The organism is Streptomyces sp. NPDC006193 (genome assembly GCF_040613915.1).
In the GTDB taxonomy this organism is placed as follows: Bacteria; Actinomycetota; Actinomycetes; order Streptomycetales; family Streptomycetaceae; genus Streptomyces.
The window spans coordinates 1-14,226 of sequence record NZ_JBEXTB010000013.1 but is presented as its reverse complement, the minus strand read 5'-3'; the positions used below and the strand labels follow the sequence as shown (position 1 = coordinate 14,226).

The following is a 14,226-nucleotide window of genomic DNA, read 5'->3' as shown; positions in this document are numbered from 1 at the left end:
GTCATCTCCACACGCAGGGCACACGGTCCACGGAATCCGCAGTTCAGTGGGCGCCCGTTTTCACTCGTGAGGCAGAACCAGCACGCCGGGTGGGCGGGTGCCAGTTCGAAGGCTTACGATCCTCTCTCGTGTCCAAACTGACCGACGTGCCCAAACGGATCCTGATCGGGCGCGCACTGCGCAGTGACCGGCTGGGCGAAACGCTCCTGCCGAAGCGCATCGCACTCCCCGTCTTCGCCTCCGACCCGCTGTCCTCCGTCGCCTACGCGCCGGGGGAGGTCCTGCTGGTCCTGTCCATCGCGGGCGTGTCGGCGTACCACTTCAGCCCCTGGATCGCCGCCGCGGTGGTCGTGCTGATGTTCACCGTCGTCGCCTCCTACCGGCAGAACGTGCACGCCTACCCGAGCGGCGGCGGCGACTACGAGGTCGCGACCACCAACCTCGGTCCCAAGGCGGGCCTGACCGTGGCCAGCGCCCTGCTCGTGGACTACGTGCTGACCGTCGCCGTCTCGATCTCCTCCGGCATCGAGAACCTCGGCTCCGCCATCCCCTTCGTCGTCGAGCACAAGGTCTTCTGCGCGGCCGCGGTCATCGTGCTGCTGACGCTGATGAACCTGCGCGGCGTGCGGGAGTCCGGCACGCTGTTCGCGATCCCGACCTACGTCTTCGTCGCCGGCGTCTTCATCATGATCGCGTGGGGCGCCTTCCGCGGGCTGGTCCTCGGCGACACCATGCGCGCCCCGACGGCCGACTACCACATCAAGGCCGAGCACCAGGGCCTCGCGGGCTTCGCGCTCGTCTTCCTGCTCCTGCGGGCCTTCTCCTCCGGGTGTGCGGCGCTCACCGGCGTCGAGGCCATCTCCAACGGCGTCCCGGCCTTCCGGAAGCCGAAGTCGAGGAACGCGGCCACCACGCTCGCGCTGATGGGCCTGCTGGCCGTCACCATGTTCTGCGGGATCATCGCGCTCGCCATGACCACGAAGGTCCGCATGGCCGAGAAGCCGGCCACCGACCTGCTGCACAACGGTGTGCCGCTCGGCTCCGGCTACGTCCAGAACCCGGTGATCTCCCAGGTCGCCGAGGCGGTCTTCGGCAAGGGCAGCTTCCTGTTCGTCCTCCTCGCCGCCGCCACCGCCCTGGTGCTGTTCCTGGCCGCGAACACGGCGTACAACGGCTTCCCGCTGCTCGGCTCGATCCTCGCCCAGGACCGCTACCTCCCGCGCCAGCTGCACACCCGCGGCGACCGGCTCGCCTTCTCCAACGGCATCGTGCTGCTCGCGGGCGCGGCGATGCTCCTGGTGTTCCTCTACGGCGCCGACTCCACGCGCCTGATCCAGCTCTACATCGTCGGCGTGTTCGTGTCCTTCACGCTCAGCCAGACCGGCATGGTCCGGCACTGGAACCGCCACCTCGCGGCCGAGAAGGACCCCGCCAAGCGCAGCCACATGATCCGCTCCCGCGCGATCAACGCGTTCGGCGCCTTCTTCACCGGGCTGGTGCTCGTCGTCGTCCTGGTCACCAAGTTCACGCACGGCGCCTGGGTGGCCCTGCTCGGCATGTGCATCTTCTACGCGACCATGACCGCGATCCGGAAGCACTACGACCGCGTCGCCGAGGAGATCGCCGCCCCCGAGGGCCCGAGCGACGACATGGTCCGCCCGTCCCGCGTCCACTCGGTCGTCCTGATCTCCAAGATCCACCGTCCCACCCTCCGCGCCCTGGCCTACGCCAAGCTGATGCGCTCCGACACGCTGGAGGCGCTCACGGTCAACGTCGACCCGGCCGAGACCAAGGTCCTGCGCGACGAGTGGGAGAGGCGCGGGATCGACGTGCCGCTGAAGGTCCTGGACTCGCCGTACCGGGAGATCACCCGCCCGGTGATCGAGTACGTCAAGAGCCTGCGCAAGGAGTCCCCGCGCGACGCGGTCTCCGTGATCATCCCCGAGTACGTGGTCGGCCACTGGTACGAGCACCTGCTGCACAACCAGAGCGCCCTGCGCCTGAAGGGCCGCCTGCTGTTCACCCCCGGCGTGATGGTCACCTCCGTCCCCTACCAGCTCGCCTCCTCCGAGGCCGCCAAGGCCCGCGCCCGCAAGCGGCAGGAGTGGAACGCACCGGGCGCCGTCCGGCGCGGCCCGGCCGTGGAACGGGCCAAGGAGCCGTCGGCCAGGGACTGAGCGCGCTGCCGCCGCCGGCGGCGGTCGGCGTGGCCGCCGTCGGCGGGCGCGGAGCCGTCGGTCCTGCGTGGAGTAGGCCGGGGCCTGAGAGCCGCCGTCCGGGCCTGGGGGCTTCGCCCCGTGCCGGGCGGTGCGGGGCTGTCGTCCGTGGCCGGGTGCCGTGGGGCCGTCGTCGGGAGCGGTGGGCCGTCGTCCGGGTGGCGTAGGGCCGTCGTCCGGTGGCCGAGAGTCCTCTGTTGCGGACGGGCGCCGGGCGGGAGCCCGGGAGCGCCGCCGGCCGGGGACGGGCGGGGCGCGGGAAGGCCGTAGACTGGTGGGCTGTTGTCGGCCGCCGGTGTGCGGCCGGTCCCTCTCTTCCTCTTCGATCGGGAGTCACCCCACCATGCAGGCAGAACCGACCACGTCTCTGGTGGGCGAGGAGTACGAAGTCGAGATCGGCCCCGTCGCCCACGGCGGCCACTGCATCGCCCGCACGTCCGAGGGGCAGGTGCTGTTCGTCCGGCACGCGCTGCCGGGCGAGCGGGTGGTGGCCCGGGTGACGGAGGGCGAGCAGGGCGCCCGCTTCCTGCGCGCCGACGCGGTGGAGATCCTCCAGGCGTCCAAGGACCGCATCGAGGCGCCCTGCCCCTTCGCCGGCCCCGGCCGCTGCGGAGGCTGCGACTGGCAGCACGCCAAGCCGGGCGCCCAGCGCCGCCTCAAGGCCGACGTCATCGCCGAGCAGCTCAAGCGGCTGGCGGGCCTCACACCCGAGGAGGCGGGCTGGGACGGCACGGTGGTCCCGGCCGAGGGCGACAAGCTCCCCGCCGGACAGGTCCCGCAGTGGCGCACCCGCGTCCAGTACGCCGTCGACGCCGAGGGGCACGCGGGTCTGCGCCGGCACCGCTCGCACGACGTCGAGCGCATCGACCACTGCATGATCGCGGCGGCGGGCGTGAGCGAGCTGGGCATCGAGCAGCGGGACTGGACCGGCATGGAGTCGGTCGAGGCGATCGCGGCGACCGGCTCGCAGGACCGGCAGGTGGTGCTGACGCCGAGGCCGGGCGCGCGGCTGCCGCTGGTCGAACTGGACAAGCCGGTGTCGGTGCTCCGGGTCGACGAGAACTCCGGCGGCGTGCACCGCGTCCACGGCCGCCCCTTCGTCCGCGAACGCGCGGACGGCCGGACGTACCGGGTCGGTGCCGGCGGCTTCTGGCAGGTCCACCCCAAGGCCGCGGACACCCTCGTCACGGCGGTCATGCAGGGCCTGCTGCCCCGCAAGGGCGAGACGGCCCTCGACCTGTACTGCGGTGTCGGCCTCTTCGCCGGCGCGCTCGCCGACCGCCTCGGCGAGAAGGGCGCGGTCCTCGGCATCGAGTCCGGCAAGCGGGCCGTGGAGGACGCGCGGCACAACCTGGCCGACTTCCCGCGGGTCCGCATCGAACACGGCAAGGTCGAGTCGGTCCTGCCCCGCACAGGCATCACGGAGGTCGACCTCATCGTCCTCGACCCCCCGAGGGCGGGCGCCGGCCGCAGGACCGTCGCCCACCTCGCCTCCCTCGGCGCCCGCCGCATCGCCTACGTGGCCTGCGATCCCGCCGCGCTGGCCCGAGACCTGGGGTACTTCCGGGAGGGCGGATACCGGGTGCGGACGCTGCGGGCGTTCGACCTGTTCCCGATGACCCACCACGTGGAGTGCGTGGCGATCCTTGAACCGGCCGCGAAGGGCTCCTGACCTGCGGTTTTGTGTGTGCGCATTATGTGCGGTGTGGGCGTTACGGGCGATATCTTGACGCTCAAATGACGCTCATTTGACGCTCGTTCTGATGGGGTGTCAGGCACCTTGTCGGACAGGTCAGACCCGGTCGAGGTGACGAGCATCCATGGGGCGCCGAGAGCAGGCGACGCTGAGCGCAGACCTACTGAGTCGGGCTGATCAGAGGTCCCGGAAGAGACCAGCCAGCGCTGCGACCTGCAGCGATTGCCCATCACGGGTCGCTAACCTGCAAAAATGGTCTTTTGGTTGTTTCACGCCCGTGCCCGTTGATGCAGCTGGAAGTCCCAGAAATGGCCCAGGGGACTCCCACGGTCCGCGGCCACTCTTTCGGCTCTATGCAGCTTGTGCAGGCGCCACGCGATGCCGATCAGCCGTAATCACCAGAGCCGGAGCTCTCCTTCGGTTCTCCCGCGCGCCCACGGGCCGCTCTCCTGCCCCTGGCGGACCGCGCGGCCCGCCACCTCATGCTGCGAGTCACACGGAAAGATCCGTGTCGAGTGAACCCTCCCCGGTCCCGCGCCCGGCGGCATACGCTGGCCAGCCAGTGCCGCCGTGATCACCGGGAGCCCCAGGAGACGCGGCGGAGGAAGGACAGCAGGACCGGGGGCAGGCCGCCGCCCGTACGCAAGCACCGGGACAGCGCACCGACGCCACCCGGGAGAGCGCGTGCTGTGGCCGGGCAGGGCCGCGTCACCCGGCAGGGGGAGGGCCACGAACCGCTGGGTCGGCATCGTGTCGCTGCGCGAGACCGCGCCGCCGACACCCGTGCACCGCATCGCGCTCGCCATCGACGCCGCGCGGAACCGGACGTCGTACCAACTGGCCGACCAGACGGTGCCGTACGCGCGGATGCGGTCGGCGCTGCGCACGCTCGGTCAGGAGCACGCGCGCCACCATGAGTGGGAGCGGTACGCGTACTGCATCGACCTGGCCGGCGACTTCTTCGACGGCGGCCACCCCCAACGGGACTGCCCTCCTGGCTCACCAACGAACTCCAGAATCTCCTGGACGGCAGGTCCGGCACACCGCCGACCGGCGGGCGGAGGGTGCAGGAGACCCCTCGGCGCACTGTCTCGCGTCCTGCCCACCAGCGCCCGACGTCCACGCGCGTGGGCCGGACCACACCGCCCGAAGTCACCCGCCCGGCCCGGCCCGCGCGGTCAGCCCCGCCCGCGGCCGGGCAGCGTTCGTCGCCCGAGCCGGTCCAGCCTTACTCCCGCGCCGAACGGCGACTCGACGTCCACGACGTCACGTACCCGGCGCTGTGCGAGCCGCCCGTGTCGCTGGTGGGCACTTACGGGCGCCGACGCCGAGTTCACCGCCTGGCTCGGCCTGGCCGCCGAACACCGCAGTCACCTCTACGAAGCCACTACGCCGACCAGGTCTCACCGCACGTGCTCGGCCTGCTCGACCGGCTCGGCGCCACCGCGCTCGACGTGATCCTGCTCGACGCTTACGTGCGGCGGGCGACCGCTCGGAAGGCGGGCGAACAGTCGAGCGAACACGCCCGTCGACGCGCCGCCGCCGACCTCGCGCTCGGCGCCTGGGCGACCAAGCAGGGCCTGGTGCGCATGGGCGCGGGGGAGGCGCAGCAACCCGCCAGATCCGTCTTCGAAGGGGTGGCCCGGCGGATCGTCGGCGTGCTCAGCCTCTGTGGTGAGCACGAGATCGCCCGGAGGTTGGTCTCCTCCGTGTGGGCCGACCTCGACCGCCCGTCCGTGGAGACGGGAGCCGATCCCGTCACCCTGGCGCAAACGGCCTTCCACAAGAAAGGACTGACCTACGACTACAACGAGGAGGGCCCGGACCACCGCAAGATCTTCCGCGCCACCGTCCGCACCGGAACCGGCCGCACGGCGGAAGGCGCCGGTCAGTCCAAGAAGGCGGCGCGGGCAGCGGCGGCACGAGCACTGCTCGACGCATACCCGCAGGTGGCCAGGGCGGCGGGCGCCGAGCGGAAGGCGGCACCCGCGACCCTGCCAGCAGCGTCGCCGCTGCCGTACGCGCAGCCGGGCAACCGGCACAGAGACGCCGTGAGCGACCTGGCGGCCATGTTCGAACTCGGCCATAGCGCGGACGGGCTCCTCGCCCAGGCCCTCACCCATGCCTCCTGGGTCCACGAGAACCAGTCGGCGGTTACCGCCGCCCGCCAGCGCGACAACCACCTCCTCGCCCACCACGGCTCGCACGTGGTGAACCACCTCGCCGCCCACGTCCGCGTCCGCCAGGCCCTCGCGCACGGCCTCACCCCCAACGAGGACGAGGCACGCATCCTCACCACTTCTGACGACGACACATCCCGGCTCGGTGCGACCCTCCAGCTCGCGGAAGGGCTGCTGACGAGCCGCGGTGAGAGCGGACAGAGCCGCACAGCGTGTCGGACGCCACCCAGGCGGTCGTTGCCGCGGCCTGGCGCATCCACGGGCCTCGGCTGCTTAGGCGCCGGCCCGCCATCCTCGACGACTGGAGAGCGAGAGCGTCGCTGGCCTGTGACCTTCTGGCATCAACAGCACGCCCTCGCTGAGGGGTGGCAATGCCTCTTCCTGCTCAACAGGCCAGCTGAACCGATGCGTCGGCTCCTTTCGCATCCCACTCTCAAGGACTCACCATGCCTGCCCGTCTGCTGTCCATTCCCGCTGTCGCCGCCGCCTTGGACGTCGATCGCCGCACTGTCTACCGCTTCATTGCGGCCGGGGAACTTCCGGTCGTCGACCTGCGCACCGGAACGGGCCGCTCGCGCGTCCGTGTCCCCGCATCCGGCTTGGAGGAGTTCATTACCAGCAGATCAGTCCCTTCCCCGCGCGCCCGCCGCTGACCTTCGCTGTCAGCCTGGTCCTCACCGTCCCTGGAACAAAGGAGTAGTGCCGCGTACCTGCGCAAGTTGAAGTCCGGCAAGTGGCAGGCGACCGTACGCAACCGGGCAGGAGACCGGTTCAGTGAGTCATTCCCTCTCAAGGCTCAGGCGCAAGCTTGGGGCATCGAGATGGAAACCCAGTTCGCCCGCGGAGGCATGCGCGATCCGAGGGCCGGCGAAATGGCGTTCCGTGAGTGGCACGACCGTTGGTGGAGCGCCCGCGTGGTCGAGCGCCACACCATGCGAGGCGACGCTTCCTGCATCAAGAACCACGTCATGCCCTACTGGGCGGACTGGGAGATGCACGCCATCACCCGAATGGACATCCAGAGCTGGATCCGCTCCCTGGTCGAAAAGGGCGCGGGTGCTGCCGCGATCAAGCGGGCCTACAACCTGACGTCCTCGATCATGGGCGCGGCCGTCGACGACGACGTGATCACGGTGAGTCCTTGCCGCAGCATCGACCTGCTCAAGATCGCAGTTCAACCGCCGCAGTGGTTCACACTCGATCAAGCGCAGAGCGTCCTGGACGAACTGCCGTCCCCCTGGCGGACGATGTGCCTGCTCGGCTTCTACACTGGGCTGCGCTGGGGTGGTTCGTGGTGGAGGTCGACACTAAGAGCGGCATCAAGAAGTACCCGAAGAGTTCCAAGAGCCGCCGGGAAGTTCCGCTGCCATCCCATGTCCTGGAGGCACTTGAGCGCCACATCTACGGGCTAGACCGTGACGCGGTGGTATTTACCACCATCACCAAGGGCAGGGCCGGACGACTTCTTGATGACGGCAACTGGCGGAGGCAGACCTGGTGGCCGGCTGTAGAAGGCGCCTACTACTTTGACGGCGACGGTGAGCAGCAGCTCGTCCCGGACTACCCGCCGCACTCCATGCGTCACACCTGCGCCTCGTGGCTGGTGCAGCAGGGAGTCTCGCTCTACGAGGTCCAGCACCTCCTCGGCCATGAAAGCTTCCAGACCACGCAGCGCTACGCCCACCTGCCGCCGGACGCTCACAAGGCAGTCCTGGGAGCGAATGGAAGCCCCGCCTCACTGTAGCTGCATGAACGTTCCTCCACCCCTGTCCGTGCAGGACGGGGGTGGAGGCGTTTGAAAGCAGGCCACGCCCGCCTCACGGCGTGCTGCAAATGCCGCTGGTGAGCGGAAAGTTCCCGATGCCGGGCTACGCGCGTGGTCATCTATGCTCGCCCCCAGTTGGAATGATCAGTTCGCTTCAGGGGCGGGGAGCCGCATGGCCGATGAGATCAAGTATGAGTACAAGGTCGTGCAGACGGTTCGGGGCACCGACGGTTTGGTCATCTCGAAGATGCTGAAGGACGGCTGGGAGCTTGTGGAACAGCTCCCAGGCAGACTTCGCACCACCCTCAACTTTCGTCGGCCGAAGAGGCCACTACCGTGGCGTCTGATCGGGGCGGTGGCTGCCGTCCTCGTGGTTTTGGCCGCCATCATCGTCACTGGCGTTGCGCTCGGCGACGGAGGCGAGGAGAAGGGCGCGTCAGCCAGTTCGACGGCCGTCGGCGAAGAGCCTTCCGCTACCTTCCTCGCAGGTGGGCCGACTGCCGCAGGGGTGATCACGGAGCAAAACAATCACGAGTTCGCAGCGTTGTTGAAGGCGGACCCGTGCAGCGAAGCGAACGTGGACTTCGCAAGCAAGCACGAGGGGCAGACAATCGCCTTCGACGGGTCAATCAGGCACATGGCGTCCTATGGGGATGATCAGACCCGCTACGACTTCCTTCTCGGCCCAGGCGACAAGGGACCGCAGACGACGGACGGCCCAAACTTCAAGTACGAGGACGTCAACACCGGCGACCTGTGACTGGTCAGCAGGTCCCTGCCACCGTTGCAGTTGGCGACACGTTCCGCTTCGTCGCGAAGGTGATCGAGTTCAACACGGTCCAGTGCGTCTTCCGCCTCGCCCCGGTCTCGACGGAGGCCCGTTAGCCGAAATGGGAAGACTTCCCGTCATGGAGGGGCTGCGCGATGGAACGACGCCTTCATCGCCCCATCCGTTCCAATTTTTGCACACATCCAGCCCTGCCCGGCGGCTCGCCGACCACGTTCAACATCTACTCGGCAGCGGTCCGTTTCCCCAGCCCGGCGGGTGGACCGACATGGGTGCTGTTATCTGCGACGTCAGCTTCCAGCCCCGTGCAAGTACGAGAGGACTCTCCGACCGCGGCTCCTCCATCTGTGGGGCACGTTCAATGTGCTTCGGCCGGCGGCGGAGCGTATCGGCGAGGCCGAGGAGGTCAGCTGGGACCGCGGCGTCATCATCAACACGGCGCCCATCGTCGCGTTCGACGGGCAGTCCGGGCAGACCGCCTGCACCGCTTCCAGGGCGGCATCGTGGGCATGACCCTGCCGACCGCGCGCGACCTCGTGCCCCTGATGGTTCGTGTCGTCACCATCGCTCCAGGGCTCTTCCGGACCCCGTTGCTCGCCGGCGTTCCCGAGAAGGCTCTCGCCGCGCTCGGCGACCAGGCGGCCCATCCCGCGCGGTTCGGGCGTCCGGAGCAGTACGCGGATCCGGCCCTGCACCTCACGGAGAACGCTGCTCAACGGTAGAAACGATTCTCCTGGACGGCGCCGTCCGGAGGGGATCGACCCGATGGCAGGCGGGCAATGGCACGGACAGGGCCGGGGCGCGCCCGGTCCCCTCTCAGCAGCGCGGTGCCACCCGGGGCGGGACAGGGGCGGCCGGCGCCGCTCCCGGGGGTATGTGCAGGCGACCGGCCGCCATGACGAGTCGGACGGCACGCAGAGCCTGGACATCGTCGAACGGATCGCCGCCCACGACGAGGAGATCGGCGCGGTACCCGGGCGCGATCAGCCCGGTGTCGTGGCCGATGCCCACGGCGTGGGCGGCTCCGCACGTGGCCAGGTCGACGACCTCGGTGGCGGAGAAGCCGATGTGCTCGAAGAACTCGAGACTCGAAACGAAGTCGTCGAAGACGGCACCGGACACGCCCGCGTCCGTGCCGGCGATAAGGCGTACCCCCTGTTGGCTCATCCGGCGAAAGCCGATGAACATCTCTTCGGCCCGCTCGGCCCCGAAACGTTCGGCGAAGCCGCGCCAGTCGGGGCTGGCCGCCGGGCACACCCGAATACCCTTGGCCGCGATCTCGGCGACCAGGTCCTCCCGTAGGTCAAAGCCGTCCTTGGTGATCCAGGTGCAGTGCTCCAGCGTGTCCACACCGGCGGCCACCGCCGCGGCGATGCCCGCGGTGCCGTGGGCGTGAGCGGCGACGGGCAGCCCGGCCCGCTTCGCCTCCTCGACCACGACGAGCAGTTCCTCGGTGGTGAACTGGGCCTCCCAAATGGGGGGACCGCCTTTGGTGATGCCTCCACCGGTGGCCATCACCTTGATGACGTCCACGCCGCTCTCGGCGTTGCGGCGGGCCAAGTCCCGGATGGCGTTCTTCCCGTCGACCTCGCCGCCGAGGAACCAGCAGTGCCCACCTGGCCTGGTGAGGGGAGTGCCCGCGGCCAGGATGCGCGGCGCGGGGTCGGTGCCGGCCGCGAAGGCGTCGCGCAGTCGCAGCGTAAGCCCGTTGCGGTCACCCAGATCGCGCACCGTGGTGACGCCGGTGTTCAGCGCCCGCCTCGCCCTGTCGGCCATGCCGGGCAGCAGATCGGCGTCCTCCGCCTCGCCGAGCGTGGACACCGGGTCCCCTCCGGCGTCGAATGCCAGATGGACGTGGCAGTCGATCAGGCCGGGAAGCAGGGTGGCGTCCGGATGCGCGATGCGGGGAACGTCCTCGGACGCCCTGCGCTCGACCTCCGCGCGGGGCCCGACCTCGGCGATGGCGCCCTGCCGGACCAGGACCGCTCCGTCGACGACATGCCGGCCGAGGGGGCCGGTCGCCACCCGGCCCGCAGTGATAAGTGCGTCCATCAAAGGTCACCTCGTGTTGTGCGCGAGCGTCCGCGGGGCGGCTTTCAGAGCGTCGGAGAGTGCCGTGAGCTGACGCAGGTCGTCCTCGAAGTCGTCACTGCCGGGCAGGACCACCGGGACCGCCTGGGAGGGCGCGGGGTCACCGGCGGCGTACGCGCTCAGGGCCGCACGCAGATGCCGTGCGGCCACGTCGAGTCCGATCTCGTCCAAGGGCTCCTGCTCCGCCGCCAGTTGCGCGATGTACGGGCTCACCCGCACCAGGCCGTCCCGGCACTCGATGACGCGCCGGTAGCAGCGGCGGTGCACCCCGGTGAGCCGCAGGGCGTCGCGCCAGGTGTCGGTCGGCGGCTTGCCGAGGGAATCCTCGGGAAACGTCTGGTGCAGTGCGGTCCACAGCGGAGTCAGGCGGTGGTAGGTGCGGTAGCGGTGGTACCACAGGCGCGCGCTCGCCCACCTGACCGCAATCGGCGGGTAGATCAGCCCCAGGACGAAGAGGGGGATCGCCAGGTCGAGCACGAGCTTGGCGCCCATGAGTACGGGTGAAGGAACCTCACTGCCGAGCCGGCGGACCACGGTGAGCGCGGCGCGGACGGAACCGGCCACCACCATGCCCGCCAGTGCGACGGCCACGATCCGCAGACCTGTGGCCAACGGGCCGGTGGCCGAGCGCAGGTGGCGCACCGTCCACCACAGGCTCATGGTGAGCGCGTAGACGAGGTAGAGCCCGGCCGCCAGGTAGAAGACGAAGACTCCGGTCAGATGCATGTTCGCCGTGGCGTACACATGGCCGCGTTCGCCCCGCGGCGTCGCCACCGTCGCCAGAGTGATGGCGACGACGGTGACTCCCAGCGGGATCAGTTCCCGCCGGGCGCGTCTGCTTCCGGTGCCGTGGTCCGCCGCGGACTGGAGGAAGAACCAGCTCAGGCAGTAGAGAGCGAGGAGCAGGAAGACGTTCTGGAGCAGCTTGGCGGTTCCGGTGCCGATGAGCGCGTCGAGCCATCGCCTGCCGCCCTTCGTGCCCAAGGGGAAGGACAGGGACGCGCAGACGATACACAGGGTCAATGCGTGGAGCATCTTGTCGGAGGGGGCTTTGACGAGCTGGCTGATCTTCCAGACCAGCGTCAGGCACAGGACAGCCCCGAGTACCAAGGACAGCACCGTCACATCCACCCTTGCCGGTCCACCAGGGCCGACTGCACGAGATCCGTCATGGGGTCCGCCGGCTTCCGCGGGCTGACGAGGTCGAGCACGGACGCCCACTCCAGGATGATGGTGGCGACGAGCTCGGCCTCGCGCTCACGTTCCTCGTCGTAGGACGTGCGCTGCAGCGCGCTGATGATGGCCTTCTGAGAGATGTCGGGCAGCATGCTCTGCCAGAAATACTGGTCCGACGCACCACTTTGGTGGCCGGCCAGGATGTGGCCCACTTCGTGCAGGACGATGTGGTTTTGGTGGGCTTTGCTCGTCTCGCTCTGGAAGAAGATGTAGTCGGCCTTCTTCGTGGCGATCCAGAGGCCGAACGGGCCGGGGATCGGCAGCGAGTAGGGCATCAGATGAATGGGTCGGCCACGGTGTTCCCCCAGCAGTCGGCAGAGGCCATGCACCTGCAAGGGCGGCTGGATGCCCAGGGCGCGGAGGGTGCGCTTGCAGTGCCGTCGTAATTCTCGCTCTTTCAAGGAACCTCTCCGCCGGCGTACCCGCGTCCTGTCTGTGTTCACCGTGAAGTGAACATCTGGCGGCGCGCGGCATACCAGCAGCAATCTGGCCATTCACTCCTGAGCGTCGAGACGCTCGGCCTGTTCCAGCCGGTAGACGATGTCGAGGAGGTCCATGACCTGTTTGCGGTGCTCCGGGGAGAGCTGCCCCGCCCGCATCGCCATCAGCCTGACGTCATCGTCGTGGGACGCCTGTTGCAGCCGAGCCTGCTCCGCGGCGAGGAGCTCCAGCTGGGACGTGATGCGAGCGGTCGTCTGATCCTCGAAGAAGTAGGCGGCGGGCACGCCGAAGAAGTCGGCCAGCGCCTCGAGATGCTTGAGGCTGGGGTTGGTCTTCTTGCCCTTGCGTAGCTGCCAGATGTAGCTCTGGGAGATGGAGACGCCGGTCTCCCGGATGGACGCAGCGACCCGCTCGTTGCTGTACTCGTGGCTCGCGTCGGGGCGGACAGTCGCGAAGAGTTGGTTGAGCTTGTCGGCGAGGCTACGGCTCGGAAGCTGTGACATGGCACCCACTCCGCCGCAACTGCGGCTTCCACCCTGATGAATTCGTGTGCCTGGGAGTGTCCTCATAAAGGTCGGAGCCCGTCAACTCCACGGAGGTAGATGGGTCAGCCATGCCCTGCGCCACGGCGTGCGCCGAGCGCCGGCCTGCCCGGTCGTCGTGACACGAGGGTCCCTGCGCGGTTGCCGCCGTGGGAACGCCGCAACCGCGCCATGGAACCCGAGGTCGGTCTCCCCGGGCGGGGGCGAGCGGAGGCCGGACGGCAGCGGTGATTCCTGTGCCGCCGTTCCATGTGACGCCTCAACCGGTCTCTAAAAAGTCCAGTTGGAGCAGGTCATGGTGGGGCAGGGTGCCGCAGCGTTCGGATCTTAGACTGCGGTGAAGGCTGTTGACATCGATATCTGGTACGTGAGTTGATGCTGGGGCATCGCACGAATCATGCCTCCGGTCGCGACTGACTCATCGCGACGGTGCGAGGCAGGGCCTGTGCCACGGGGGAAGGCGCCTGGTGGCTCGTCTCCTGGTGTGCCGGGCCCTGGGGGAACGGCGTGAGAGGGAAGGTGCGAATGACATCGACACTGGGGCAGACCGAGGCCAAGGCGGAACACCTTCGACGTACCGGTAAGAAAGCGCCACCTGCGTTACGCACGGACGGGGCGCCGAGTCCCTGTCGTGACTCCTCGCCCTTCACGCACCAGGGGAACTCGCCGAACGCGGAAGTGCCGGTATACGTTCAAATAAAGAACAGACTGCGGTGGGAAATACTGACCGGTGCGTACGCGGAAGGGAGTCATCTTCCATCGGCGGGTGAGCTGGGGAACACCTACGGAGCGAACAAGAACACGATACTTCGGGCCCTGCGCATGCTGCGCAGCGAGGGAATAATTGATTTCGGCCGGGGGCGAGGAGCGGTCGTCACCCGCTCGGCGCGACCCGTAGGTCTCGCCGATATCTCCGAACAGCTCCAAGCGGTGGTCAACCTTGCGGACGCCTCGGGCATACCCCGCTCAATGATCATCTCTGCCGTGCAGCGCATACCGCGGGCGGCGTCCGCGCGCGCCGTGGTGGGCCACGGTGCCCGCGCCGCCCTCACCTGACCTCGGGGCGGCTCGACCGTAACTCCGGGGTGCGTGGCGCCGTATGTCTCCGGTGCCAACGCGGTCGGCGATCCGTACCAGTCCCTCTCGATGCCCGTCGGGTGCCGGCGACCAGTTGGTCAAGCGTCTGCGCGAGGCGCACGTACTTCGGTGGCTCCACTTCATACGCCATGAACGCCGCCCGTCGAGATTGGCCAAGTCAACTGGTCAACCAGC

At 69.0% G+C, this 14,226-nt stretch carries 11 protein-coding genes and 2 pseudogenes; 9 read left to right on the top strand and 4 right to left on the bottom strand.

Features of this window, described 5'->3' with window-relative positions:
• Positions 1-128 precede the first annotated feature (128 nt).
• The 8 genes and pseudogenes from ABZ261_RS14800 (at position 129) to ABZ261_RS14765 (ending at position 9,366) form a co-directional block, all read left to right on the top strand.
• Entirely contained in the window at positions 129-2,177 is a 2,049-nt protein-coding gene (locus ABZ261_RS14800; protein WP_356859039.1) for an APC family permease, read from the top strand.
• Between the two features lie 382 nt (positions 2,178-2,559).
• Positions 2,560-3,888 carry a TRAM domain-containing protein gene (locus ABZ261_RS14795; protein ID WP_356859037.1) on the top strand — a complete coding sequence of 443 codons (1,329 nt, stop codon included), beginning with the start codon at positions 2,560-2,562 and terminating at the stop codon, positions 3,886-3,888.
• A 1,613-nt stretch (positions 3,889-5,501) separates the two neighbouring features.
• Positions 5,502-5,834: pseudogene (locus ABZ261_RS14790) on the top strand (putative dsRNA-binding protein); the annotation flags it as partial.
• Positions 5,835-6,538: 704 nt separating this feature from the next.
• Positions 6,539-6,745 (top strand): helix-turn-helix domain-containing protein, encoded by a 207-nt coding sequence (locus ABZ261_RS14785; protein ID WP_215176221.1) that lies wholly within the window; start codon positions 6,539-6,541, stop codon positions 6,743-6,745.
• A 279-nt stretch (positions 6,746-7,024) separates the two neighbouring features.
• The gene (locus tag ABZ261_RS14780) at positions 7,025-7,504 is read left to right on the top strand and encodes a hypothetical protein (RefSeq protein WP_356859035.1); all 480 of its coding nucleotides are present in this window, start codon (positions 7,025-7,027) and stop codon (positions 7,502-7,504) included.
• Positions 7,387-7,836 (top strand): tyrosine-type recombinase/integrase, encoded by a 450-nt coding sequence (locus tag ABZ261_RS14775; RefSeq protein WP_356859033.1) that lies wholly within the window; start codon positions 7,387-7,389, stop codon positions 7,834-7,836. Before ABZ261_RS14780 ends, ABZ261_RS14775 begins: the two co-directional genes overlap by 118 nt.
• Before the next feature lie 142 nt (positions 7,837-7,978).
• Positions 7,979-8,742 (top strand): annotated as a pseudogene (locus ABZ261_RS14770) (DUF4839 domain-containing protein).
• A gap of 411 nt (positions 8,743-9,153) precedes the next feature.
• Positions 9,154-9,366 (top strand): hypothetical protein, encoded by a 213-nt coding sequence (locus ABZ261_RS14765; protein ID WP_356859031.1) that lies wholly within the window; start codon positions 9,154-9,156, stop codon positions 9,364-9,366.
• A gap of 94 nt (positions 9,367-9,460) precedes the next feature.
• On the opposite strand, the gene ABZ261_RS14760 is transcribed toward ABZ261_RS14765, so the two are convergent.
• The 4 genes from ABZ261_RS14760 to ABZ261_RS14745 are packed head-to-tail and all read right to left on the bottom strand — an operon-like array spanning position 9,461 to position 12,915.
• A complete protein-coding gene (locus ABZ261_RS14760) occupies positions 9,461-10,696 on the bottom strand; it encodes an amidohydrolase family protein (RefSeq protein ID WP_356859029.1) in 1,236 nt (411 codons plus the stop codon).
• A 6-nt stretch (positions 10,697-10,702) separates the two neighbouring features.
• Positions 10,703-11,854 carry an MAB_1171c family putative transporter gene (locus tag ABZ261_RS14755; protein ID WP_356859027.1) on the bottom strand — a complete coding sequence of 384 codons (1,152 nt, stop codon included), beginning with the start codon at positions 11,852-11,854 and terminating at the stop codon, positions 10,703-10,705.
• A 2-nt stretch (positions 11,855-11,856) separates the two neighbouring features.
• The gene (locus ABZ261_RS14750) at positions 11,857-12,465 is read right to left on the bottom strand and encodes a hypothetical protein (RefSeq protein WP_356859025.1); all 609 of its coding nucleotides are present in this window, start codon (positions 12,463-12,465) and stop codon (positions 11,857-11,859) included.
• A complete protein-coding gene (locus tag ABZ261_RS14745; RefSeq protein ID WP_356859023.1) occupies positions 12,466-12,915 on the bottom strand; it encodes a helix-turn-helix transcriptional regulator in 450 nt (149 codons plus the stop codon).
• 564 nt (positions 12,916-13,479) lie between these two features.
• On the opposite strand from ABZ261_RS14745, the gene ABZ261_RS14740 reads away from it, so the two are divergent.
• Positions 13,480-14,010 (top strand): GntR family transcriptional regulator, encoded by a 531-nt coding sequence (locus tag ABZ261_RS14740; protein WP_356859021.1) that lies wholly within the window; start codon positions 13,480-13,482, stop codon positions 14,008-14,010.
• Positions 14,011-14,226: the final 216 nt, after the last annotated feature.